23 protein-coding genes are annotated in these 24,614 nt (G+C 67.2%); 6 read left to right on the top strand and 17 right to left on the bottom strand.

Going from position 1 to position 24,614, the window contains the following annotated elements:
* Positions 1-28: 28 nt before the first annotated feature.
* Complete coding sequence (locus FS388_RS10075; protein WP_146341297.1) at positions 29-931, top strand: LysR family transcriptional regulator; 903 nt, start codon at positions 29-31, stop codon at positions 929-931.
* Between the two features lie 237 nt (positions 932-1,168).
* Here FS388_RS10075 and FS388_RS10070 read toward each other — a convergent pair whose 3' ends face one another.
* The 8 genes from FS388_RS10070 to FS388_RS10035 form a co-directional block, all read right to left on the bottom strand.
* Positions 1,169-2,170: an ABC transporter permease gene (locus FS388_RS10070; protein WP_146341296.1), complete on the bottom strand. Its 1,002-nt coding sequence runs from the start codon at positions 2,168-2,170 to the stop codon at positions 1,169-1,171.
* 4 nt (positions 2,171-2,174) lie between these two features.
* Positions 2,175-3,092 carry an ABC transporter permease gene (locus tag FS388_RS10065; RefSeq protein ID WP_210410181.1) on the bottom strand — a complete coding sequence of 306 codons (918 nt, stop codon included), beginning with the start codon at positions 3,090-3,092 and terminating at the stop codon, positions 2,175-2,177.
* Entirely contained in the window at positions 3,089-4,870 is a 1,782-nt protein-coding gene (locus FS388_RS10060) for an ABC transporter ATP-binding protein (RefSeq protein ID WP_146341295.1), read from the bottom strand. The genes FS388_RS10065 and FS388_RS10060 overlap by 4 nt, the downstream gene beginning before the upstream one ends.
* On the bottom strand, positions 4,867-6,240 hold the full coding sequence (locus FS388_RS10055) for an MFS transporter (RefSeq protein ID WP_146341294.1): 1,374 nt from the start codon (positions 6,238-6,240) through the stop codon (positions 4,867-4,869). Before FS388_RS10055 ends, FS388_RS10060 begins: the two co-directional genes overlap by 4 nt.
* 12 nt (positions 6,241-6,252) lie before the next feature.
* On the bottom strand, positions 6,253-7,920 hold the full coding sequence (locus tag FS388_RS10050; protein WP_146341293.1) for an ABC transporter substrate-binding protein: 1,668 nt from the start codon (positions 7,918-7,920) through the stop codon (positions 6,253-6,255).
* Between the two features lie 51 nt (positions 7,921-7,971).
* Complete coding sequence (gene speB, locus FS388_RS10045) at positions 7,972-9,180, bottom strand: agmatinase (protein WP_246836184.1); 1,209 nt, start codon at positions 9,178-9,180, stop codon at positions 7,972-7,974.
* Positions 9,181-9,296: 116 nt separating this feature from the next.
* Positions 9,297-10,634 carry an MFS transporter gene (locus tag FS388_RS10040; protein WP_168198685.1) on the bottom strand — a complete coding sequence of 446 codons (1,338 nt, stop codon included), beginning with the start codon at positions 10,632-10,634 and terminating at the stop codon, positions 9,297-9,299.
* Between the two features lie 105 nt (positions 10,635-10,739).
* A complete protein-coding gene (locus FS388_RS10035; RefSeq protein WP_168198684.1) occupies positions 10,740-11,750 on the bottom strand; it encodes a LacI family DNA-binding transcriptional regulator in 1,011 nt (336 codons plus the stop codon).
* Positions 11,751-11,850: 100 nt separating this feature from the next.
* Here FS388_RS10035 and FS388_RS10030 point away from each other — a divergent pair, with 100 nt between their 5' ends.
* Genes FS388_RS10030 through FS388_RS10015 form a run of 4 tightly spaced genes read left to right on the top strand, consistent with a single transcriptional unit; the run spans position 11,851 to position 15,635 of the window.
* Positions 11,851-12,717, top strand: a complete 867-nt coding sequence (locus tag FS388_RS10030) for a class I SAM-dependent methyltransferase (protein ID WP_168198683.1) — start codon at positions 11,851-11,853, stop codon at positions 12,715-12,717.
* 13 nt (positions 12,718-12,730) lie between these two features.
* Positions 12,731-13,825 (top strand): iron ABC transporter permease, encoded by a 1,095-nt coding sequence (locus FS388_RS10025; protein ID WP_146341288.1) that lies wholly within the window; start codon positions 12,731-12,733, stop codon positions 13,823-13,825.
* Between the two features lie 29 nt (positions 13,826-13,854).
* Entirely contained in the window at positions 13,855-14,877 is a 1,023-nt protein-coding gene (locus FS388_RS10020; RefSeq protein WP_146341287.1) for an ABC transporter substrate-binding protein, read from the top strand.
* The gene (locus FS388_RS10015) at positions 14,874-15,635 is read left to right on the top strand and encodes an ABC transporter ATP-binding protein (RefSeq protein ID WP_246836183.1); all 762 of its coding nucleotides are present in this window, start codon (positions 14,874-14,876) and stop codon (positions 15,633-15,635) included. Before FS388_RS10020 ends, FS388_RS10015 begins: the two co-directional genes overlap by 4 nt.
* A gap of 226 nt (positions 15,636-15,861) precedes the next feature.
* Here FS388_RS10015 and FS388_RS10010 read toward each other — a convergent pair whose 3' ends face one another.
* From FS388_RS10010 to urtA, 9 genes are all read right to left on the bottom strand, one after another.
* Positions 15,862-16,125: a Fur family transcriptional regulator gene (locus FS388_RS10010; RefSeq protein WP_146341286.1), complete on the bottom strand. Its 264-nt coding sequence runs from the start codon at positions 16,123-16,125 to the stop codon at positions 15,862-15,864.
* Positions 16,126-16,309: 184 nt separating this feature from the next.
* Positions 16,310-16,909: a TetR/AcrR family transcriptional regulator gene (locus FS388_RS10005; protein WP_246836182.1), complete on the bottom strand. Its 600-nt coding sequence runs from the start codon at positions 16,907-16,909 to the stop codon at positions 16,310-16,312.
* A gap of 7 nt (positions 16,910-16,916) precedes the next feature.
* Positions 16,917-17,519, bottom strand: coding sequence for a TetR/AcrR family transcriptional regulator (locus FS388_RS10000; RefSeq protein ID WP_168198681.1), 603 nt, complete (start codon positions 17,517-17,519; stop codon positions 16,917-16,919).
* Positions 17,503-19,167, bottom strand: coding sequence for a cytosine permease (locus tag FS388_RS09995; RefSeq protein ID WP_146341284.1), 1,665 nt, complete (start codon positions 19,165-19,167; stop codon positions 17,503-17,505). The genes FS388_RS10000 and FS388_RS09995 overlap by 17 nt, the downstream gene beginning before the upstream one ends.
* 13 nt (positions 19,168-19,180) lie before the next feature.
* Positions 19,181-19,879, bottom strand: a complete 699-nt coding sequence (locus FS388_RS09990; RefSeq protein WP_146341283.1) for an ATP-binding cassette domain-containing protein — start codon at positions 19,877-19,879, stop codon at positions 19,181-19,183.
* Positions 19,872-20,675: an urea ABC transporter ATP-binding protein UrtD gene (urtD, locus tag FS388_RS09985; RefSeq protein ID WP_146341282.1), complete on the bottom strand. Its 804-nt coding sequence runs from the start codon at positions 20,673-20,675 to the stop codon at positions 19,872-19,874. Before urtD ends, FS388_RS09990 begins: the two co-directional genes overlap by 8 nt.
* Complete coding sequence (urtC, locus tag FS388_RS09980) at positions 20,672-21,823, bottom strand: urea ABC transporter permease subunit UrtC (protein ID WP_146341281.1); 1,152 nt, start codon at positions 21,821-21,823, stop codon at positions 20,672-20,674. The genes urtD and urtC overlap by 4 nt, the downstream gene beginning before the upstream one ends.
* A complete protein-coding gene (gene urtB / locus FS388_RS09975) occupies positions 21,820-22,713 on the bottom strand; it encodes an urea ABC transporter permease subunit UrtB (protein WP_246836181.1) in 894 nt (297 codons plus the stop codon). Before urtB ends, urtC begins: the two co-directional genes overlap by 4 nt.
* Positions 22,710-24,026, bottom strand: a complete 1,317-nt coding sequence (urtA, locus tag FS388_RS09970; protein ID WP_146341280.1) for an urea ABC transporter substrate-binding protein — start codon at positions 24,024-24,026, stop codon at positions 22,710-22,712. Before urtA ends, urtB begins: the two co-directional genes overlap by 4 nt.
* 267 nt (positions 24,027-24,293) lie before the next feature.
* On the opposite strand from urtA, the gene FS388_RS09965 reads away from it, so the two are divergent.
* Positions 24,294-24,596 (top strand): urease subunit gamma, encoded by a 303-nt coding sequence (locus tag FS388_RS09965; protein ID WP_146341279.1) that lies wholly within the window; start codon positions 24,294-24,296, stop codon positions 24,594-24,596.
* The last annotated feature ends 18 nt before the right edge of the window (positions 24,597-24,614 follow it).

The raw sequence follows: 24,614 nt of genomic DNA, 5'->3' as shown, positions 1-24,614 counted from the left end.
ATTGGGCGTTTGAGTATACGCTTCAGGCATGGAACTCCGTCTGCTCCGCTACTTCGCCGCCGTCGCTGAGCACGGCACCGTCTCTGAGGCCGCGTCGGTCCTGCGGATCAGCCAGCCCTCGCTCTCGCGGCAGATGAAGAAGCTGGAGCAGGATGTGGGCCTTCAGCTGTTCACACGGGCAGGCACGCGCAACATTCTCACCTCGGAGGGGCGCGAGTTCCTCGGCGCCGCACGGGCTGTGCTCGCCAAGCAGGCCGAGGCCTCGCAGCTGGCGCAGGTGCTGGCTCAGGGGCAGCTCTCCAGCGTGTCGCTGGCGGCGCCGCGGACCACGCTGATCGACATCGTCGCGCCCTTTGTGGCCACTTTCCGCCAGCAGGACCCCGTGCCTGATGTGAGCGAGATCAGCATCGACCCCGACCTGGAGCGATCACTCTCCGAGCATGACCTGGTGGTCACCGCCCGCCCCGCATCAGCGCTTCCCACGGGGCTGCCCGCCCAGACGCTTGATCTGGCGCGCCTGCCCGTGTGGGCCTACGTCCCCGCTCATCACCGGTGGGCAGAGCGTGAGGCCGTCGAGACGGCGGACCTGGCCCAGGAGGTCATCATCACCCCATCCGGCGAGTTCAGGGCGCGGGAGCTGCTGGACGCGGCCCTGCAGCTGGAGGGGACAGCGCCGTTGGGCCGCGTGGAGACCAAGCACGGCCGGGTGGCGCAGGCACTAGCGGCTGCGGGCCGGGGCGTCGCAGTGGTCTCGGACGACGCACACTTCGACCTTCGCCCGCTGCGGCTGCATCACCGGGGCAGCCGGCTCACCGTCGGACTCAGCGTCCAGTGGCGCACGGACCACCACGCAGCGGAGGCACTGCATGAACTGGCTCTGCGGCTGCGGAGCTTCTGCGGCGAGCGCTACGGGCACACGCTGCCGGGCTGAGCCCGTAGCGGACCGAGGCGGCTTCGTCCCGCGTCGTCAGCCCGTTCGGAGGGACGCCGTATATATTGTGCGGTGCACCTGACGCGGCACCGTGCTTCGCTGCAGCGGGTGCAGGCGCGGCGGCGCCCAGCCTCTCGGCTCACCTAGCGATCTGCACGCCCTACCACCGTTAGGAGGGCCGCCGAAGAGAGGCGGGAAGCCGCCGCGCCGCCTCCGGACGGGCCGATGCTCCGCGGCTCAGCTGACTGCAATGCGCGGGTCGGCCACTGACTGAAGAACGTCCGCTGCCGTGTTGGCCACCACGTACACTGCGCCGAGGATCAGCGTGACGCCGGCGACCGGAGGGAAGTCCGCCACGTTGAGGCTTGCGCCGAGGTAGGAGCCCATGCCGCCCCAGCTGAACACCTCCTCGACCACCAGAACTCCGCCGAGCATGAATCCCAGCTGAAGCGCCCCCATCGACAGGGCCGCGTTGACGGAGTTCCTCAGCACGTGTCGGAACAGCACACTGGTTCCGCGCAGACCTTTGGAGTCAGCGGTCCGGATGTAGTCCTGGCCGTAGGTCTCCATCAGCGAGGAGCGCAGAACCCGTCCTACGGCGAGCGCCGGGGCCAGTGCCAGCGCCACCGCGGGCATAGCCATGTGGTGGAGCGCCTGAGACAGAAGTTCCAGCTGGCCGGTGAGCAGGGCGTCCAGCGTGTAGAACCCGCTGGGACCATCCGGGCTCGGGCCCCGCCCCCTCGAGGGAAGGATCCCGAGGTTGCGATAGAAGATGATGAGCCCGAGGATGCCGACCAGGAACGTGGGAATGGTCGAGCCGACGAAGAGCAGCCCCCGGAAGAGGGAGGCGCCGGGCCAGCGAAGCATCGAGGAGACCGCGAACGCCACCCCCAGGATCAGCGCCAGCACGAAGGCGAAGAGGACCAGTTCGAGGGTCGCGGGCATGTAGGCCAGCAGATCGTCCATGACCGGCCGTCGGGTGCGGAAGGACATGCCCAGGTCTCCCACCAGGAGCCCTCCTAGGAAGCTGACGTAGCGGACCAGAAGCGGGTCATCGAGCCCGTAGCGCTCCCTGGCGGCGGCGATCGCCTCCGGGGAGGCGGTCGCGCCGATGGTCGCGGCCACCGGGTCCTGCCCCGAGATCTCCTGAAGAATGAACATCACCGTGGCCAGCACCCAGAGCAGACCGATCAGGGAGGCCAGGCGAATGAGCACAAAGCGCAGCCGTGCGGAGATCATCGGATCAGCTCCTGTTCGCGAGACGATTGCGGACGCCGTCGCCGGCAAGGTTGGAGATCAGGCTCAGCAGGGCCACACAGGCACCCGGGATGACCGGCACCCACCAGGCGTTGAGAATTTCGGCCATGCCCCGCGAGGTGTCAGCGCCCAGCTCCGGGGCCGGCGCGGGCTGCCCCAGCCCCAGGAAGGAGAGTGTGGCCAGGACGAGCACCACGTTTCCGATGTCCAGGCTGGCGGTCACGATCGCCGTAGGCACCGTGCCCGGCAGCAGGTGCCGCCACATGATGCGGAACCAGCCGACGCCGGCCATCCGTGCGGCCTCAACATGCGGACGCACAGCCAGTGCGCGGACCTCGCTGCGGATGATGCGCGCGTAGTAGGGCCACCAGACGATCGTCACGGCGATGAACGTGTTGGTCAGCCCAGGGCCCAGAGCCGCGGCGACTGCTACGGCGACGATCATCGAGGGCAGGGCGAGAAAGACCTCGGTGAACCGCATCAGCACGGTGTCGACCCAACCGCCGTGCATCCCGGCGACCAGCCCGACGGTCATTCCGATGATCAGACCGACGACGGTGACGATCATCGCCAGCAGCCATGAGGTGCGCAGTCCCATCAGGGTGCGGGAGAGGAGGTCACGGCCGAGCATGTCCGTTCCCAGAAGGTGACCGTCGCTGAACCACGGCTGCCGCGGCGCGCCGACCGGCTGGACCGGGTCGTGAGGTGCAAGCCAAGGAGCTGCGACAGCCACGAGAGTCATGATCACCAGCAGGCTGATGAACACCCAGTCTGCTGCGGCCCCGCGGCTGCTCCACCACGCGACCGGGCTCATCCGACCCAGCAGCCGGAACCTGGGCTCCGGCGGAGGCGGGCCCTCGGGTGCGGCACCCGCTGCCGTGGAGAGAGGGGGCGCTGCGGTCATCGTCCGCTCCCCTCGGGGACGAAGCAGGCCACAGAATGCCGGAGCGCACGGGGCACTGCGGTGCTGAGCGCGATCAGATCGGCTTCCTGGTCATCAGGAAGCGGGCCCTCTCCGTATCCCGCCGGACGGTCGAAGGTGTACCCCTCGGGCGGGCCGGCGCCCTGATGCGCGACGACCGCATCGCCTGGGGGGCGCCTCGGGTCCGGCACGGCGGCCAGCAGCTGGCGCGTATAGGGGTGCCGGGCATCATCGATGATGCTGTCAGCTGGGCCGAGCTCGACCACACGGCCGTGGTGCACCACCGCGATGCGGTCGCTGACCATGCGGGCGACCGCGAGGTCGTGGGTGACGAAGACGACCGCGATGCTCAGCTCGATGCGCAGCTGATTGATCAGCTCGAGCACCTCAGCGGCGACCGACACATCCAGGGCCGAGGTCGGCTCGTCGCAGAGGAGCACCTTAGGCGGGACGATGGTGGCACGGGCCAGAACCACTCGCTGCCGCTGACCTCCGGAGAGCTCCCCCGGCTTCGCGTCCAGCACGGAGAGCGGCAGACCGACGTGTCCGATCATGTCAGCGATGCGCTCCCGCCTCTCGTCCGCGCCCACGCTGCGGGGGAAGCGCTCGAGCAGCATCTCCCTGACCGTCATCCAGGGAGTCAGAGAGGATCCGGCGTCCTGGAAGACCATCTGCACGTCCGGGCTGGTGGGCCCGGTGATCGTGCCTGAGGCGATCTTCTTCTGCAGGCCGCCCACGGCGCGCAGAATGGTGGACTTTCCGGAGCCGGACTCCCCCACCACGGCGATCGACTCGCCGGGCTGGACGTAGAGCGTCACCCCACGCAGAGCACGAAGGGTGGTGCGGCGGCCCTTCTCGTCCCTGACCGCGAAGGTGCACTCGATGTCATGGGCGGCGATCAGCGGCTCCCCTTCGAGGTCACGCCCGGGGGCAGGAGGCGGGCCCGGCACGTCGAGGGAGAGCCGGGCCGCGAGCAGTCGCTTCGTATAGTCGGCCTGCGGCGCCGAGAGGATCTGGTGGCTGGGTCCCTGCTCCACGATCTCGCCCGCGTTCATCACCACGATCCGGTCCGCGATCTGCCCGGCGACCCCAAGGTCGTGGGTCACCATGACGACGCTGCACCCCAGCCGCTGCTGCGTCTGCTTCAGCAGCGCAAGGACCTGCGCCTGCACCGTGACGTCCAGCGCAGTGGTGGGCTCATCGGCGATGATCAGCTCCGGGTCGCCTGCCACGGCCATCGCGATCATCGCCCGCTGACGCTGTCCGCCGGAGAGCTCGTGGGGATAGGACCTGTACCGGCGGCGGGGCTCAGGGATGCCGACCGCCTCCATCAGGCGGATCGACTCCTCGGCCGAACCTGACTTCTCCGTGATCTGGCTGCCCACGTGCATGGTGGGGTTCAGTGAAGTCATAGGATCCTGGAATACGACGCCGATCCGGTGCCGTCTCAGCTCCCGCAGCGCCTTTGGGCTGATGGCGCTCATGTCGTGCCCAGCAGCTCGTATCTCGCCGTTGATATGCGGACGGGACGATTCCGGCAGCAGCTTCATCATCGACATGGTCATCACAGATTTCCCGGAGCCGGATTCTCCGACGATGCCGACGATTTCGCCTGTGCCGATCTCCAGGTCGATGCCTTTCAGCACATCGGAGCGGACCCCGTTGCGCTCAAGGCTGATATGCAGATTCCTCAGACTGGCGACCGGCTCCGCCGCTGCCTGCGTCAGAGCCGGAGCAGGCTTCTCCTTCAAGGCTGTCATCGTGTCTCTTCCTTAGTCGTTCGGACAGAATGGTGTTCCCAAGCACGCTGCTCTGCGGCCTCCCGCTGAGAGATGTCCGCAGCGACGACCTCCTCGACCCGCTGCTGCCTCGATCGGGACGTGAGCATCAGCAGCCCGGCAGCGATCGCGCAGAAGCCGGCCGCTCCGAGCCACAGCACCGAGGCGCCGAACGTTTCGAGCACGAATCCGCCCAGCACGGGCCCGATCACCATCGCCAAGGACTTATGCATGGAGAAGATCCCCTGGTACCGGCCCCGCCGAGCCGGCTCTGCGAGGTCTGCGGCCAGGGACTGTGCCTGCGGGTGCGAGCCCATCTCCCCCAACGTCCAGATCGTCACTGCGATGAAGTAGACGATCAAGGTGGTCGCCGCGGCCTGGAGCCCCACCCCCAGAGCCGTCACCAGAATGAACAGCGCCACGCACACATTTCGCGGAAGTCGCCCGAAGAGCCGAGCAGTGGGGATCTGCAGGATGCACAGCAGCACGCCATTGAGGGTCAGCAGCAGCCCGTAGGCCGAGGAGGGGAACCCCTGCTCGGCCATCACCAGCGGAAGGGTGGTGGTCGACTGCACGTAGACGATCGAGTAGATGAGCATCACCAGGCCGAATGTGATGAACGTCCTGTCCCTGAGCACCTGGCGCAGCCCGCCCTTCTCCACCGGCGGGCTGTTCTGAATGCCGGCGCGCATCGACGCGTCCGGCTCCTGCCCGCGGCGTCGCCGGCGCTTTCCTGCCACAGCTCCCGCGGCGTTGGAGTCGGGCACTTTGGCCACCAGCACAGCCATCGAGGCAGTCAGCATGGCCGCCTGCCCGTAGAAGATGAGCTCGATGCGACTGTCTGCCATGAATCCCGCGAGCAGCGGACCGATCGCGTAGCCGAGGTTCACCGCCCAGTAGTTGTAGTTGAAGGCCAAGCGTCGGTGCGCGGGCTCCACGAGGTCACCGATCATGGTGGCGATCACCGGGTAGGAGCAGCCGTTGAACAGTCCGTATAGCGCCAGCAGCCCGGAGATCAGCAGAGGGCCCTCCGCCGCCGGAATGAACAGCAGCACGACGACGGAGAGCAGCTGGCTGCCGACCAGGGTGCTCTTGCGGCCGACGCGGTCGGCCAAGACGCCGCCGACCAGCCCTGAGACCACCACACCGACCCCGAAGGCCGCGACGACCAGGCCCGCCGATCCCGCCGTCAGCCCAACCTCGGACGTCAGGAAGATAGTCATGAAGGGGACCACGAAGTGCCCCACCATGATGATCAGTCGGACGAGCCAGAGCCACCAGAAGGGACCGGGGAGGTCTCTCAGACGACTGCTGGTCGACGCGGCCTCCGAGAGGCTCGGTGCGGTGGCCACTGGGAATCCGGACTACTCGTCGACGGACAGTCGGGCGAAGTCCACCGTCGCCGGTGCCGCGATGCTGTGAGCCTCTTCGACGCCCGAGATCCATGGCTGGAACACCATGAAGTCGCTGACCCAGGCGAAGGTCGGTGCACAGCCGTATTCGTAGGCTGCCTCACCCGCCTCGTTGAAGGTCTCGGCGTCATCGGTGACCAGGGCCTCGTCGAGCAGCTCGTCGATCTCCTCGTTGGAGCACCGCAGGTGGTTCAGGCCGCCGGACTCGCCCCAGAAGACGTGGCCGTGCATGTAGGGGTTGTTCGAGTCGGGCCAGGTGCCGGAGTAGACGAACGCGTCGGGGGACGCGGTCGCGTCCTCGTAGAAGTCCCCGAAGATCTCGGAGGACTGGTGAGAGGTGACGGTGGCGTTCAGGCCCATACCCTGCAGCTCTGCGGCTACCAGGTTCGCCATCTGCTCGGAGTCGGTGGAGGCGGAGCTGTGCCCGATGACGATCTCCTCCCCCTCGTTCTCCGCGGCCCACTCAGCCAGGGCCTCAGGGCTGTGCGTCAGCTCCCGGTCCTCGTAATCAGGGAGGGCGCCCTGCGGGAAGTCGCCCGTTGCTGGCACGGCACTGTCACCGAGGATGTCCTCGGTGTACTGGTTCCAGTCGATCCCTTCGAAGAGGGCCACGCGTGCCTCCGGATCGGAGAGGATCTCCCGATTCGGGTTCATCAGGAAGTTGGAGAGCTGGTAGGAGGGAAGAGCGAACGCCGACAGCGCCTCGTCGTCCATGTAGTCACCGCGCGACGAGGACGGGACTCCCTGCAGCAGGGCATGCAGATCACCCTGCTCCAGCTCCAGTTGCATCGCCGAGATCTCGGTGTAGACGGGCAGGTCGATGGTGTGGAACTCCGGGTCAGCCAGGTCCTCGTCCCAGTAGTCCTCGAAGGCCTCCAGGGTGTAGCCGTCGCCGACGGAGGCCTCAGCCAAGGTGTATGGCCCGGTGCCCGCAGAATTCTCCGCGATGTAGCCCTCAGCGTTGTCCTCGTCGTGCTCCTCGATCACCTCGGGACTGATCATCCGCGGCCCGTACGGCGACGCCAGGTAGTCGAGGAACGCGGAGTTCGGCTCCTCCAGCACCATCGTGACCGTGTACTCGTCCTCAGCCTGCACATCCACGCCCGCAGCCATGTAGGCAGGGCCGGCATCAACATCGAGGCGTCGCTGGAAGGACGCTTCGACAGCCTCCGCGTTGAACTCGGCGCCGTCGTGGAATGTCACCCCCTCACGCAGCTGGAAGGTGAATTCGGTGAACTCGTCGTTGATCTCCCACTCCTCGGCCAGCAGCGGAATCACGGTGGCCTCGTCGTGATTGCCGGGCTCGTAGCGGACAAGGCCCTCGTAGAGATTCGTGGTCAGCGCGAGGCCGTTGCCGGAGTAGTAGATGTCCGGGTCCGGCGGCTGACCGATGTCGTCAAGGACGCCCAGTCTCAGCACCCCGTCCTCGGGCGGCTCCTGCGCAGCCTGGGCGGTGTCGCCCTCGGCGGTGTCCGGGTCAGCTTCGGCCTCGCCCCCATTCCCGCATGCTGAGAGGGTCAGTGCAGCAATGGAGAGAACACCGGCTGCCTTCAGCGTGCCGGGCAGGCATCGTCGTCGCAGGAGTGTGTCTTCCTCAGGCTGGAAACGTGCGTTATTCATGGTCTTCCTTCACTGGTGCGATGCGAATGATGAATAGGGGTCGGTCTGCGGTCATCGGGCGCGGAAGGTGCGGTTCCTCTCCTTCCCCTGGCTGTCCAGTCCTTCTCCGAGCGCATACGGGTGCACGAAGTTGGGCTCCGTGAGTCCCTGTCGGCGCATCGCGATGCCGGTCATCGCCTCGCGAATGGCCCGGTTGGCCAGCAGCGCGGTGATCTCCCCCTTGTCGTCGTAGGGCGGGGACACCTCCACCACATCCACGCCGACCACGCCGACCTCCGCGCAGAGGCGCCGCACCGCGGTGAGCACGTCCACGCTGGTCAGCCCGCCGGGCTCGGGGGTCCCGGTGCCCGGGGCGAAGGCCGGATCAGCGACGTCGATGTCCAGAGACAGGTAGAGGTAGTCCGCCTGGTCGAGAGCTTCGTCCACGGCCCGCTCGAGCACCTCGTAGAAGCCGCGATGGTTGATCTCTGCCATGAAGTGCGTCCGCATCTCCTGCTCGTCCATCCAGTCGAGCGTCTCCTGGTCCGGCCAGTAGCCGCGCAGCCCCACCTGCACGAAGTTCTTGCCGGGGACCGCGCCCGACTCGATGAGCTTGCGCATCGGGGTGCCGTGGGAGGCCAGTGAGCCCGGCATGTCCGTGCCGGTGTCTGCATGGGCGTCGAAATGGACGATGCCGACCTTGCCGTACCCGTAGTGGTCAGCCACCGCTGTGGCGGCAGGCCAGGTGATGGCATGGTCGCCGCCCATGATGATGGGGATCGCACCGGAGTCGACGATGGTGCCGACGAACTTTCTGATCTCCTCGAACGTGCCCGGGGTGTTGCCCAGCATGATCGGCGAATCCCCGTAGTCGCACATGTTCAGCTCAGCGAAGGCATCCACATGCGTGTCCAGGGAGAAGTGCGGGCGCGGCCCGTAGCCGCCCTTGTAGTCGCAGGAGCGGATGACCATCGGACCGTGGTTCGTGCCGCTGCGACCGCCTGCAGTGGAGTCCCAGGGCACACCGCAGACCGCGACGTCGATCTCCGCGGCCTTCAGGTCCTCGGGGGTGAGCGCCACGGGCAGCTTGGCGAAGGTCTGGATGCCGGCGAAGCCGCCCTCCCGCTGACGGTTGACGTGGAGAAGGCCGGGCTTGCGGTCCACGTTGTAGCTGTCCACCGCGCCATGTCCTTCGAGCCCCTCCCCCAGCCGACGGGGCTGCTCCCAGAACCCTTCAGGCCAAACATCATGGTTGTGGTCGTGGCTGTGATCGTGTCCCACGGGCGGGGCCTCCATATCTGCGGTGCTCCGGACAGGCGCCGGAGTGCTGTTGGACATTAAGACTGTGGTTGGCGAAACGTTTCGTCAATGGCTTTGACAGGATGTTTACACGTCCTTTACAGGGCAGCTTCAGCGTCATATCTTCGTAACCTGTCCTCCTCATAGCGTTGGCCCAGACGGCGTCGTCTCGCCGGTCCTGTCACCGCCAGCAGGACCGCTGCAAGCACGCAGACCCCGCCGGCGCCGAGCCAGAGGGCCTCGTGCCCAAACCCATCCAGCACCGCCCCGCCGAGAATGGGGCCGACGACCATCGCTATCGAATGGTTCAGCGAGTACACGCCCTGATACCTGCCGTGCTGCGTGTGGTCCGCGAGGTCGGCCGCAACCGACTGGGCCTGGGGGTGGGATCCCATCTCTCCCAGGGTCCATACCGCCACCGCCGCACAGTAGAAGAGGAATGTCGCAGCCGCTGCCTGAGAGCCGACCCCCAGACCGGTGACAAGAATTGCCACCACAATGACGGCGTCACGGCTGAACCGGTTCAGCCACTTGGCCGTGGGGATCTGGAGGAGGCAGAGCAGGAGGCCGTTGAGCGTGAGCAGATACCCGTAGGACACCGGGGAAAAGCCTTGGTCGGCCATCACCAGCGGAAGAGTGGTCATCGACTGCACGTAGACGATGGAGTACAGCAGCATGACACAGGCGAACGTCATGAAGACCCCATCCGTGAGGACTCTGCCGATGCTCCCCCTGCCCGGCCGGGGAACGGGCGGGGAGGACTGAATCGATTCTGCAGTGTTGGACGCCGGCGGTCGCCGGCGGAGCATGCGGCGGCGGGGGCTCCGCCGCGCCCGTCCCGCGCTGTGCGACTCCGGCACCTTGGCCGCGACAATGGCGGTGGCGGTCAGCAGCAGCGCCGCCTGGCCGAAGAAGACGAGCACGAAGGTGCGGTCGGCCATGAATCCTGCGATCAGCGGACCGATGGCGTACCCGAGGTTCACCGCCCAAAAGGTGTAGTTGTAGGCGGTGCGGCGGTGCCTGGGCTCCACCATATCGCCCACCATCGTCACCATCACCGGCTGGGCCGCCCCGTTGAACAGCCCGTAGACGAACAGGAGGATGCAGATCAGAAGGGCTTCCTGCGCGAAGGGGATCAGCATCACGGTGGCCGCTGAGAGGAGCAGGCTGCCGAGCAGGGTGCGTTTGCGGCCCAGCCGATCGGCGAGAATCCCGCCCACCATCGCAGAGACCACCACCCCCAGCCCATAGGCGGACACCACCAGCCCGGCGGCAGAAGCGGACAGACCCACATCACGCGTCAGAAAGAGCGTCATGAACGGGACGACGAACCGTCCTATCCAAATGACGAGCTCGGCGAACCACAGCCACCAGTAGGCAGCGGACAGGTCTCTCAGCCGGGTGTGCTGGACCTCATGGGCAGGGACCTTTCCCACAGCGCACCTCCTGGAGCGTGACGAATGATGATGGCTCCAGACTGCGCATGCCGAAACGATTCGTCAATGGGGTGGGCAACCCCTGGCCAGGATTTAACGCAGTGTTTACTGCGGGAGATGCACAGGCGCTTCGATGAGCGTGGTGCCGGAGACCCGGGCTGAGCCGGCCTCAGCCTCCAACAGCTCGATGAGCCGTTCGGCGCAGGCCGCTCCCAGAGCCCGGGCAGGAAGATCCACGAACCCCACCTCGGGAACGTGGTCGAGCAGCCCGCCGACGTCGGGTCCCGCACTGGCGAAGCGGACGGCTCGCGTGGGCGAATGCTCCGCCAGGAACTCCAGGCCAGCCAACACACCGTAGGGACTTGAGACCAGCACGAAGTCGGCCTCCTCATCAGCTTGCAGCATCGGCTGGAGCACCTCCCGGAACCCCTCTTTGTCGTCCCAGCCGCCGAACCGCACATACCCGTGAGCCGGTGCAGCGCCGAGGTCCGCAGCCCAGGCATCGAAGACATCGCGGAGCAGGTTGCCCCACCCGGAATGCTCGTCGGGCGCCACCAGCAGCGGCCGCGTGACGCCGCGCGCGGCCTCGGGGGCCAAGAGCTCACTCAGCGCCCTGCGATGGTCGACGGCGACGACTTCGCACTCGGGCAGGCCTGGAGGCAGATGCTCGCCTGCAACGACGGGCAGAGCAGAGAGCATCAGCTCACGGGCGCGCAGATCGTCGCTGAGGGGGTCCACCACGATGACCCCGTCCACGCGCGCTGCAGTGCTGCGGGGCATGTCGGCGTTGGCGGACAGTATGGAGACGTCATAGTCGTGACGCTGTCCCACTTCGAGCACCCCGGCAAGAAACTGCCGAAAATATGGCTTGTCGAGCTGCTCCGTCGGGGATTGGCGGTGCAGCCCGATGGTGCGCGTGCGCCCCGTGCGCAGTCCGGAGGCGAGCGCATTGGCGACGTAGCCCAGCTCCGCTGCGACGTCGGCGACCTTCTGCCGCGTCTCCCCCGTGATTCTCCCGCGGCCGGAGAGGGCATCCGAGGCGGTGCCCACCGAGACGCCCGCCTTCTCAGCTACGTCCTTCAGCCGGACGCGGCGAGGCTGACGGGAGGCAGACATAGGCCAACTATAAGCTGAAACGGAGTGACGAAACGTTTCGTCACTGAAACAGCGGCGTAACCCAGGATCTCTAGTCTTCTTGCAACAATGTTGCAGAACCTTGAGTGACGGTCCCAAGCGCCTCACCCGTGCGGACCAGGAGGGCACCCCGATGAAGAACGCATCCGAGCTCGCCCACGACGTGAGACTCACAGCCGCGGAGAAGGGACACCAGGTGGCGTCGCACACGGCGGAGCAGCGTCGCATCAACGACTACTGGTCGCGGTGGGCGAGGGACTACGAAGCCCACCAGGCCGCCCGCCGTGAGACTGAAGGAGGCACCTCTGTCTGGGAGGACGTATGGAACGCCGCTCTGCCCCAGCCGCCTGCGCAGGTCCTCGATCTCGGAACCGGCTCGGGAGCGGTCGCATTTCTTCTGGCGGGCATGGGGCATCAGGTCACGGGCATCGACCTTGCGGAGGGCATGCTGGCCGAGGCCCGGCGACGCTCCGGCTACTCCTCCAACCCGATGTTCGGACGGGGCGATGCCTCCACGCCGGAGTTCGACGACGAGACCTTCGACGCACTCACCGCCCGGTACGTGCTCTGGACCCTGCGCGGGCCGGAGCAGGCCCTCGCCGAATGGCTGCGCATCCTCAGGCCCGGGGGCGTCCTCGTCGCCGTGGACTCGCTCTGGTTCCCGCAAGGATTGGCCTGCCAGGGAGAAGCCAGCAGCGAACGTGCACGCGACTTTCGGGAGACCTACCGGGGCCATGAGCAGGACCTGCCGCTGGCTGAGGCGGACTCCATCGACGCGTTCGCCGGCCGCATCCGGGCCGCCGGGTTCGTCGATGTCACTGTCGATGAGCTGCCCGCCGTCATGGAGGCCGACAGAGCGCACGGCGTCGCTCCCGGCCACGACGTCCAGATGCAGCACCGCATCCGCGCCAAGAAGCCCGAGGCCGCGTCGTCATCTCTCACCCTCTAGGCTAGCTGCAACAATGTTGCAGAAGGCGAACACCTCAGGCACGGAGGCCCCCACAGCTGGCGGCCTCGGACGGGGCACGCGCCGACGGGCCGCCCTGTGGACCGGCGGACTGATGCTCCTGCTCCTGGTGACCATTGCTCTCTGCGTGGGCATTGGGCCCGTTCCCGTCGCCCCCACCACCGTGCTGGCCATCATCGGGCACGGCATCGGCCTGCCCATCGAGCAGACATGGACCGGTGCCGAGCAGTCCATCGTCTGGGAGATGCGCACCCCCCGTGTGCTGATGGGCCTAGCAGTCGGCGCGGGCCTGGCGATCTGCGGGGCGGCCCTGCAGGGCATGGTCCGCAACATCCTCGCGGACCCCTACATTCTCGGAATCTCGGGGGGCGCCTCCACCGGAGCGGCGGCGTCGATCCTCTTCGGCTTCGCTGCCGGGGCCGGGCAGTACGCCCTGCCGGTCAGCGCCTTCCTCGGCGCACTGGGAGCCTCCCTGCTGGTGTTCTTCCTCGCCCGCGCCAACGGGCACGTCACATCCATCCGACTGCTGCTGGCCGGCATTGCTGTGGGCTACGCGCTCTCAGCGACCACCAGCTTCCTCATCTTCGCCTCGGACAACGCGGAGGGTTCACGGTCGGTGATGTTCTGGCTGCTGGGATCACTGGCCCTGGCACGCTGGGATGCTTTCCTCATGCTGGTGCTGGCCATCGCTCTGGCCAGCACCGCATTCCTGGTCCTCTGGGCCCGCCGCCTCGACGCCCTCTCCATCGGCGACGACACCGCACGTGCCCTCGGTGTGCCGCCGATGGCCACCCGCATCCAGCTGCTGACCGTGGTCTCGCTCTGCACCGGGGCGGTGGTCGCCGCCGCCGGCGCCATCGGCTTCGTCGGCCTGGTGGTCCCCCACCTCGGCCGGCGCCTCGTGGGAGCCGCACACGGTCGGCTGATCCCTGTCGTTGCCCTGATCGGGGCCATCCTGCTGATCTGGGCCGACGCAGGCGCCCGAGTCCTCATGCAGCCGCGCGAACTGCCCATCGGCATCATCACCGCCCTGGTGGGCGCCTCCTTCCTCCTGATTCTGATCCGCCGCATGAATGCGCGCATGCCATGACCTCCCACCCCTTTGCCTGAGAGCCCACCATGACCCAATCCCGCACGCGCCGCACCAGCACAGCACTCGCCGTCGCAGGGATCGCGGTGCTCACCACGACGTCCTGCGGCGGCGCGGACGACGCAGCCGCGGACGACGCAGCCGGAGCGCACGAGGACACCGGCCAGGACTATCCGCACACCATCGAGAACTGCGGCCAATCGGTGACCTTCGACGCCGAGCCTGAACGGATCATTCTCCTGGAGACAGCACCGGTCACCATCCTCGACGGGCTCGGCCTCATGGACCGTGCGGTGGCCCGCGCCGGCGCGTTCCCTGAGGAGTACTACGACGAGGAGCTCTACAGCCGGATCCAGAGCATCGAGTCCCTGTCGGAAGAACTGGACGCCTCCGGCCACCTGATGATCTCCCAGGAGGAGGTCGTCGCACACGACCCGGACCTCGCCCTCGGCCAGCCCGACGGCGTGAGCCGTGAGGGCCTCTCGCCCGCTGGGATCGACATGCTCATCCAGGAGCTCTACTGCCCCGAGCCGACTGTTGACGCCTCCTACGAGACGCTCTACGCCGAGATCGAGACCTACGGGGAGATCTTCGGCGCAGAGCAGGAGGCCGCCGAGCTCATCGCCGAGCTCGACGCCCGTGTGGAGGCCGTCGCCGAGCGCGCCGAAGGTGAGGACCGGACCGCGGCAGTGCTGTACCCGACGGTGGGCGGCGGCAGCTCCTACGCCTACGGCAGCCGGTCGATGGCCCAGCCGCAGCTGGAGGCCGCCGGGTTCGAGAACGTCTTCGCCGACACCGATGAGCGGGTCTTCGAAGTGCAGATCGAGGAGCTCGTCGACCGGAATCCTGACGTGCTCATCCTGCTCTACCAGGGTGATGTCGACGGGGTCGAGAAAACCATCGTGGAGCTGCCCGGCGCCGAGACGATGACAGCCGTGCAGGATGGGCAGATCCACACCCAGCTGTTCAACTTCACCGAACCCGCCACCCCGCTCTCCGTGGACGGCCTGGAGCTGATCTCCGAACGCTTCCAGGGAAGCGGGACGGAATGATGCTGGAAATTTCCAGCATCACCCACGCCTACGGGGACAAGACCGTCCTCCGTGACGTATCCATGCGTGTCGGCCCGGGCGAAGTGGTGGGCCTGATCGGGCCCAACGGCAGCGGCAAGACCACCCTGCTGCGCACTCTGTACGGGGCGCTGCGTCCCGATGCGGGCAGGGTCGAGTTCGACGGGGCCGACGTTGCGCGCATCCCGCCGAAGAAGCTCGCCCAGCGCGTCGCCGTCGTGGTTCAGGAGCCGCCCAGCGAGCTCATGCTCTCCGTGGCGGACATGGTGCTGCTGGGCCGCACCCCGCACCTCGGCATGTTCAGCCGCCAAGGGCCCGAGGACGAGCGTGTCGCTGAGGAGGCTCTGGACCGGGTCGGGCTGCTGCACCTGGCGAACCGGGAGTTCAGCGGCCTCTCGGGCGGGGAGAAGCAGCGGGTGCTGATCGCCAGGGCCCTGGCTCAGCGAGCTGAGTGCCTGCTGCTGGACGAGCCGACCAACCACCTCGACATCAGCTACCAGCACCAGGTGCTCCACCTGGTCAAAGAGCTCGGCATCACCGCCGTGGTTGTCCTGCACGATCTCAACCTCGCCGCGCGCTACTGCGACAGGGTGGTGCTCCTCTCCCACGGCCGCGTCCACGCCGAAGGCCGAACCGACGAGGTCCTGACCCAGGCCACCCTCGAGCCCGTCTACGACGTGAGCATCGAACGGGTCACCGCCGAGGACGCCACCACCCAGCTCCTCTTCCGCAGGGCCTAAAGCAGCACCACAGTAAACCCAGTCCTGAGCGGCGAACGACCACCGTCCCTCCCCGTTCCCCGTTCGGTGCTGGAAAGCTGCAGTATCTGGGCCGTTTCGCGGGCGATTCGCTGCGACATTCCAGCACCCAACGGCAGGGGATCGCGCTCGAGGGCTGGAGCGAACGGCAGGGGGGGCGGAGCGGGAGGGGGGCGACCGACGGGCGGCGCTCGAGACGGGGTCGCGCTCAGCGGCAGTGCGCGCAGAGGCCCGTGATGGTGGACTGGTGCAGATCCAGCTGGAACCCCGCGTCCGCCTCGAGCGCCTCTGCGGCCGCGGCGAAGCTCTCCGGGGGCAGCGCCACCACGGCCTGGCAGCTGCGGCAGTGGCCGTGCACGTGTGTGGAGGTCGCCAAGTGGAAGGATGCGGCTTCCCCGGCCACCTGTCGCACAGCCACGATCCCGAGCTCGGCGAACCGCTCCAACGCTCGGTAGACGGTGGTGCGGTGGATGCCCGACTGCTCAGGTCCTCGGCGACCTCGTCCGCGGACAGGTGCCGGTGATGCGCCGCCAGTGTCCGCAGCACCGCCTGCCGGGCGGAGGTGGCGCGCTCGCCGTGCTCCCGGAGCGTCTGCAGGGCGGTCTCGACGAGCTCATCCGTCTGCCCGTGGTGGTGACGGTGGTGGGCGCGCCCGTTCATCCGCTCACCGCCCGGGAGCGCAGGGGGTTCAGCACAGCTTCAGCTGTCCAGGCAGCAGCATCGGCGACGTCGATGGCCGCCATGCCGAATTCGCGGCGCAGCGCGGCCCACGCCCCAGCAGAGTCCAGGTGGCAGAGGGCGGCAGCAACCTGTTCGCGCTCCTCAGCGCCGAGGTCAGGGATCTCCGCGTCGAGAAGCTGCTCCACGTGCTGCCGGGAGGGAGCCGAATCCGCTGCAGCGGCGCCCCGCATGGTCGTCTCGGCGACCAGGAAGGCAAGCTCGGGCCTCTGGCTGTAGGCGGCCATCGTCTGGCGCAGTGCCAGCGGAAGGTCGAATATCGAATCGAAGCTGGGCCGCGCGAACACCACATGGTCGGCCCACGCCACGGCACCCAGGAGCAGGTCCGAGCGGGTCGGATAGTGGCGGAAGATGGTTCGCTCCCCCACCCCGGCACGTCGCGCGATCAGCTTCAGGGAGACGTCGTCGGTGCCGAGCTCCTCGATCAGCTCCACATAGGCGGCGAGGATCCCGGCGGAGGTGCGGCTGAGGCCCAGCCGCTGAGCGATCTCGTCAGCCTCGGGCGTCTGGCCGATCACGGGCGCCTCAGCTCACGACGCCGTCGTATGCGGGGTGAGGCCAGGTCCCCTCGGGCACGGCGCGGAGGACCTGGTGGGCCGCCGCCCGAAAGTGGCGCATCGCAGCCTCCGCATCCAGGTCGAAGCCCACCCGTACGCGCACCCAGAACTGCGCGGAGGCGAAGTAGCACAGAGCCGATGCGGTGCGCCGGCGATCGCGCGGGTTCAGCCCCGGAGCAGACTCGTCGACGAGCGCCCCCACAGCGCCCGCGAAGAAGGAGTGCGACTGTCCTGCTGGGCTGGCGGTGTGGACCGGGGACAGGGAGGCGGAGCGGGCCAGGATGAATGCCTCGGCCGGATGTGCGTCGAAGGCGGCGAAGCGTGCCGCGACGGCCCCGTAGAGCCCCTCCCATGTGGTGAACGCCGAGGGCGCGAAGAGTCGCGATTCCACAGTCTGCGCCACACGGATCAGCAGGTGCGCGCGTGTGGGGAAGTGCCGGTAGACCGTGCGTTCGGAGACACCGACCTCGGCGCCGAGGGCCTTGTAGGTGATCTCGTCGAACTCTGTCCGGCCGAGCTGGGCTGCCGCGGCGGCGACGAGGGCTCCGGCGGTGTCAGCTGCGTCGCTCATCGCTCTCCGTCCGGGTCTCAGGGGGCAGCACATGGTGTTCGGAGCCGGCGAGGGTCAGTGCCAAGGAGGAGACGTACTGAGTCTCTCCCAGCGGTCCGCGCACCGCTGATGCCAACATGTCTGGGCGCTCAAAAGTGTATCCGGTCACATGGCAGCGCAGGCGTTCGGCGGAGGGGTTTCCGTCCTCGTCGTACATGGGCAGGTCCACGCCGTCGCTGCGGCGACGCAGGTAGTACCGTCCTCGTGTGGCCGCGGCCGTCAGCGGCGTGAGCAGTGCTGCGGTGCCGATGGAGATGAGCACGGCGAACGGCTGAACGGCTTCTCCGAAGAACCCGAAGAACGCCGCGAGCGACAGCACCGAGGCGGCGGTCACGGAGACCAGGCCCACCGGGTTCCAGTTGTGGAGCATGCCCCGTCGGAACTCGGGCCGCATCGGGGACAGCCTCAGCACGTACTTGTTGATCGCAATGTCCGCAGAGATGGTCACCAGCCACGCCATGACGAAATTGGCGTAGAGGCTGAGCACCCAGGCCATCAGGCCGAAGACGTCCATGAGCATCAGCCCCAGCGCAATGGAGAGGTTGAAGAGCACGAACACGGTGCGTCCGGGGTACCGCCGCGTCACCCGGGTGTAGGCATTGAGCCACGCCAAGGAGCCGGAGTACCCGTTGGTCACGTTGATCTTCACCTGGGCGATGACGATGAGCAGCAGCGCCAGGATCACGGCGAGCCAGTCCGGCATGAGCTGCTCGTACACGCCCAGGAACTGCACCACCGGCTCCGCCGCCCGGGAGCCGAGCGTGGGGTCGATCTTCACCAGCACGTAGACGGCGAGCAGCACGCCGAGGAGCTGCTTGGTCCCGGAGAAGATCACCCAGCCCGGGCCGGCCAGCAGCATCGATGCCCACCAGACCTTCCGGTTGGCGCGCGTCCGCGGCGGCATGAATCTGATGTAGTCCAGCTGCTCGGCCAGCTGCGGCATGAGTGCGAAGCAGACTGCGGCGGAGGCGACGACGGCCCCGAGCTCCAGATCTCCGGAGCCGGCGCCTTCGAAGGTGAGGAAGGCTTCGACGACGTCCGGCTCAGTCAGCACCACTCCCACCAGCGGCACGAGTGCCAGCACCAGCCACAGGGGTGTGGTCCAGAACTGGAGCCGTTCCAGGGCTCGCATGCCGTAGATCACGATGGGAATGACCACCACTGTGGAGAGCAGGTAGCCCAGAGGCAGCGGGACGCCCAGCCCGGCGTAGAGCCCCTGAGCCATGATCGCCCCCTCGAGGGCGAAGAAGATGCAGGTGAAGCCGCCGAAGATCACCGTGGTGATGATGGAGCCGTGGTACCCGAATCCGGAGCCGCGGGTGAGCAGGTCCACGTCGAGGTTGAATCGCGCCGCGTAGTAGGCGATGGGCAGCCCGACGGTGAAGATGATGGCTGAGGCCAGGGCGATGCCGGCGACCGCGTTCAGCGTGCCGTGCTCCAGTCCCACGGTGGCGCCCATGGAGAAGTCGGCGAGGAACGCCATCGATCCCAGGGCTGCGCCCCCGACCGCGGGCGCCGACCACCGGCGGAAGGTGCGCGGAACGTAGCGGAAGGCGTAGTCCTCGAGGCTGTCCTCCGCCGCTCGTCGTGCCCGCGAGGCGTCCGGCATGCTCTGAATCGTCTCAGATGGCCATGGCGTCGCGAACCTGGTCCTGGGCCGCGCTGCCGCCGTCTCCGGTGCTGGTGATCCTCCCTGAGGCGAGGACGAAGTACTTCGACGCGCTGTTCAGGGCGAAGCCGACGTGCTGGGCGGCCAGGAGCACGGAGAGCCCGTCCTCGGCGGCGAGACCGGTGATCGTCCGCTCGATCTCAGTGACCACTGAGGGCTGGATTCCTTCGGTGGGCTCGTCGAGGATGAGCATGCTGGGCTCGGTGATGAGTGCGCGCGCGATGGCCAGCTGCTGACGCTGCCCCCCGGAGAGCAGCCCTGCCTTCTTGTCGATCACCTCGTTGAGGGCGGGGAACCGCTCGCGGGCGTGGTCGACGAGCTTTCGGCGCCGGGAGCGCGGCTTGCCGTCGGCGACGACCTGGAGGTTCTCCAGGGTGCTGAGCTGCTCGAACGACTGCTGCCCCTGCGGCACGTAGGCCATACCCATTTTGACCCTCTTGCTCGGGGCGGCCTGGGTGATGTCTTCGCCGTTGAACGTGATGGTGCCGATGGTGGGCCTGATGATGCCGACGACGGCGCGCAGCAGGGTGGTCTTGCCTGCACCGTTGTGTCCCAGGACGGCTGCGATGCCGTTGTCGGCGCTGGTGAGGCTGACGTCGTTGAGCACCTGGGTGCGCTCGTAGCCTGCGTGGACGCTGCTGAGCTCAAGCATGGGTGCCTCCTGGATTGGCTGCGGCGAGCGCTGGGGCCTGCGCCGCGTCGTCCTCGGACATGGATGCGGTGCCGAGGTAGACCTCTTGGACCTTGGGGTCGGCCTGGACCTCTTCCACGGAGCCTGCGGAGAGGACCTGGCCCTGGTGCAGCACGGTGACCCGGGAGGCGAAGCTGCGCATGAATTCCATGTCGTGCTCGACGACGACGACGGCCCGGTCCTTCTTCACCCGGTGCAGCAGTTCGCCGGTGGCGTTGCGCTCCTCCAGGCTCATGCCGGCGACGGGCTCGTCGAGCATCAGAACGCGGGCGTCCTGGACCAGGAGCATCCCGATCTCGAGCCACTGCTTCTGCCCGTGGGAGAGGATTCCGGCGGGCTGGTGCTGCAGGTCCTCCAGCTGGGTCTGCCCCATGGCGTCTGCGATGCGGCTGGCGATGCTGCGGCGCCGCCCGAGCAGCGACCAGGCGGACCGGTGCATTCCGGCGGCGATGTCGAGGTTCTGCAGGACGGTCAGCTGCTCGAAGACGCTGGCGGTCTGGAAGGTCCGTCCGACCCCGAGCCGGGCGATCTTCTGGACCGGCCTGCCGAGCACGTCGTCGGTGCCGAGCTTCACGCTGCCGGTGCCTCGCACCAGGCCGGTGATCGCATCGACGCAGGTGGTCTTGCCGGCCCCGTTGGGGCCGATGAGGAAGTGGACCTCGCCGGGGTCTGCGCGGAAGCTTGCGCCGCCGACGGCGGTGAAGGCGCCGAAGGTCACGTTGAGGTCCTCGACGCTGAGTGTGGCGGGTGCTGTCATGCCTCTGCCTTCTTTCGGAAGTTGCTTCCTGCTCGTCTCCATCGGAAGTACCGGCCCACCGAGGCGATGCCGCCGGGGAGCAGCGCGATCACCAGGATCAGCAGCAGGCCTTGGAAGTAGGACCAGCCGGAGGGGAAGTTCTCGGCCAATGTGGTCTCGGCCCAGGCGACGGCGAACGCTCCCAGCACGGGGCCGAAGAGGGTGGCCCGGCCTCCGATGGCCACACCGATGACGAATGCGATGGAGGGGACGACTCCGATGCCGGCCGGCGAGATGATCCCGACGAGGGGGACGAACATCGCTCCGGCCACTGACGCCATCACCGCCGCCACCACAAACGTGATGGTCTTGATCATGGCGGGGTCGTAGCCGAGGAAGCGGACTCGCTCCTCCGCGTCGCGGGTGGCCACCAGCAGTTCGCCGAACCGACTGCGCATCATCCAGTAGGCCACCAGCAGCATGACGATCAGCAGGCCGGCGGCGATCATGTAGATCATCTGTCGGTTGGCGGGGTCGTTGATGGCGAAGCCGAAGAACGACTGGAAGCCGGAGAGCCCGTTGGAGCCGTTGAGCGTGGCCTGCTGCCCCACCAGGAGGGTGACGAACGCGAACACCATGGCCTGGTTCAGGATGGCGAAGTACGCGCCCTTGACGCGTCGTTTGAACACCGAGAATCCCAGGGCGAAAGCCAGGGCGGCCGGCAGCAGCAGAATCAGCAGCACGGTGAGGATGGGCGAGTGGAACGGCTCCCAGAACCAGGGCAGGTCCACGCCGAAGGTGGACATGAACTGGGGCGTCTCCTCCCCGCGCAGGGCGGCGTCCTCGAGCTGCATGTGCATGGCCATGCAGTAGGCGCCGATCCCGAAGAACACGCCCTGGCCCAGGGTGAGCATTCCGCCTCGGCCCCATGCGAGGCCGATGCCGACGGCGACCATGGCGTAGCAGACGAAGCGGCCCATCTGCCTCAGCTCGAAGGGCGTCAGCAGTGCGGGAGCCAGGACGAGCAGGCCGAGGGCGATCAGGCCGATTCCGATGTAGGCGGTGCGCGGCCTGGGGACCCCGGGGCTGGAGCCGGCCGCACTGATGGCGGCGAGCTTTCCCTTCGTGGGGGTGGAGGCGGCTTTGGATGCTGCGGCGGTGGCTGTCATGCGAGGCTCCTTGTGCGGACGCTGAAGAGACCCTGCGGCCTGATCTGGAGGAAGGCGACGACGATGATCAGCACGAGGAACTTCGCAATGGACGCAGTCGTCGACAATTCGATGAACGCCTGCAGGATTCCGAGGCTGAAGGCGGCGATGACGGCACCCTTGATCTTGCCGATGCCTCCGGCGACCACCACCAGGAACGCGTCGACGATGTAGCTGGTGCCGATGGTGGGGCTGGTCGCGCCGATGAGGGTGATGGTCACTCCGGCGACTCCGGCGAGTCCGGAGCCGATGAAGAACGTGGTCCGGTCGGTCCGCCGCGTGGAGATGCCGGACGTTTCGGCGAGGCTGCGGTTGAGCACGGTGGCGCGGATGCGGCGGCCGAGGCTGGTGTAGGCCATCAGCGCGGAGAGTCCTGCGACCACAACGATGACCAGGCCCAGGATGAAGATGCGGGTCAGGGGCACGTTGGTCCCCAGAATCTGCACCGAGCCGGAGAGCCAGGCGGGGTTGGCCACCTCCACAGCGGGGGCTCCGAAGATGTCCCGAGCCAGCTGCTGGAGGATCAGTCCGACGCCGAACGTGGCCAGCAGGGTATCCAGAGGGCGGTGGTACATGTGCCGGATGAGGATCTGCTCCAGCAGCACCCCGAAGATTCCTCCGACGAGGAATGCCGCCGGTATCGCGACGATGAGGCTGATGCCCGCGCCGAAGAGCCCCTGCATGACGAAGGCCACGTAGGCCCCGATCATGATGAACTCCCCGTGGGCCATGTTGATGACGCCCATCTGACCGAAGGTCAGTGCCAGGCCGATCGCTGCGAGAAGCAGGATCGACCCGACACTGATCCCGGCGACGAGCTGAGGAAGCAGCGCGTCCATGGAAGACGTCACTCGTCCTCGGTGTCGGCGTCGGCGTCTTCCTCAGCTTCCTCGGCGAACTCTGCGGCCTCTTCGTCGTCAGCCCACTCGTAGGTGTCGAGGAACGGGTCCGGGTCGGTGAGCTCGCCCTCCCAGACTGCGTCGATCAGGCCTTCGGAGTTGATGACGCCGATGCGGGGCGTCTTGGTGACGTGCTGGGTCTCCCCGTCGATGGTGACGGTGCCCTCAGGCGCGTCGAAGCTGGTCCCGTCGGCGACGTCACGGATCTCATCGACGTCGAACGAGCCGGCCTCCTCAGCCATCGCGGCCCAGAGGAAGAGGCTGTTGTAGGAGGACTGCATCACGTCCGAGGTGACCCGGTCGTCGCCGTAGGCGTCCTGGAACGCGGAGACGAACTCTTCGTTCTCGGGGTTGTCGAGGGTCTGGTAGTAGTTCCAGGAGGTGAGCTGCCCCTCGAGGTTGGAGGCCCCGATGCCGTCGACCTCCTCCTCGGCGATGGAGACTGACATGACGGGCATCTCCTCGGCGGAGAGTCCGAGGTCGTTGTACTGGTTGAAGAACGCGACGTTGGAGTCGCCGTTGAGCGTGTTGAACACAGCGTCGGCGTCCGATGAGGCCACCTGGTTGGCGATGGTGGTGAAGTCGGTGGAGCCCAGCGGGGTGTAGTCCTCGCCGAGGATCTCGACGTCGTTCTCGTCCGCCCACTGCTGGATGATCATGTTGGCCGTGCGGGGGAAGACGTAGTCGGAGCCGACGAGATACATCGACTCGATCTCCTCCTCCTCCAAGAGGTACTCCAGAGCAGGGATGATCTGCTGGTTGGTGGTGGCGCCGGAGTAGAAGATGTTCTCCGACGCCTCGAGGCCCTCGTACTGGGTGGGGTAGAACAGCAGACCGTTGTTGCCCTCGAAGACGGGAAGCATGGCCTGACGGGAGGCAGAGGTCCAGCCGCCGAACACCGCTGCCACGCACTCCTGGTTCAGCAGGGCGTCGGACCGCTCGGAGAAGGTTGCCGGGTCGGACTGGCCGTCCTCTTCGACGATCTCGAGCTCGTAGCCGAGCACTCCTCCGTCCTCATTGATCTGGTCCGCGGCCAGGTGCAGCACGTCGTTGACGGTGGTCTCCGAGATCGCCATGGTGCCGGAGAGCGAGTTGATGAAGCCGATCTTGATGGTGTCGCCGTCGGTGTCGACGCAGGACTCTGCGGCCGCACCATTCTCTGCGTCATCCCCGGCGCGTGCACCGCAGGCCGACAGCAGCAGGGTTCCCGCTGCGCCGAGCGCGGCATATGCTTTGAGGCGGGAGTGACTTCTCTTTTCCCTCATGTTGCTCTCCGATCGTCAAGAATGCGAGTGGTGGCTGCTCAAGCTCCCTGAAGGCCGAATCCTTCAGCGGGCTGGCAACAGCCTGCGTCAGTGGCATTACTCTGACGTTGCTCGGCCATTTCCTGGATGTAAACGAATATCGCTGCTGAGAAGCCTGCTTCCCTTTCCAGAAAAGGGATCAAAGCCCGACGTGGGGATACGCGGAAAATTCCGTGAAACATTCCCGTGGCAGGATCCTGACAGCGATACGACACCGGAAGGACTCCTATGCACTTCACCCCCGCCGAGCAGGAGAAGCTGATGCTCGCCACTGCCGCCATGGTGGCCCGGGACCGCTTCTCCCGCGGCGTGAAGCTCAACTACCCGGAGTGCGTCGCTCTGCTCTCCTCCTGGGTCATCGAGGGTGCCCGCGAGGGGCGCACCGTGGCCGCCCTGATGGAGGACGGGCGCACCGTGCTCACCCGGGATCAGGTCATGGAGGGTGTGCCGGAGGCCCTGACCGACATCCAGGTCGAGGCGACGTTCCCGGACGGACGCAAACTCGTGACGCTCCACCACCCCATCGACTGATCCGACGAGGAAGGCAGA

Origin of the sequence: Nesterenkonia sp. NBAIMH1, from assembly GCF_007922635.1 — a bacterium.
GTDB classification, from domain to species: Bacteria; Actinomycetota; Actinomycetes; order Actinomycetales; family Micrococcaceae; genus Nesterenkonia; species Nesterenkonia pannonica.
This window is presented reverse-complemented; position numbering and strand designations above follow the sequence as displayed.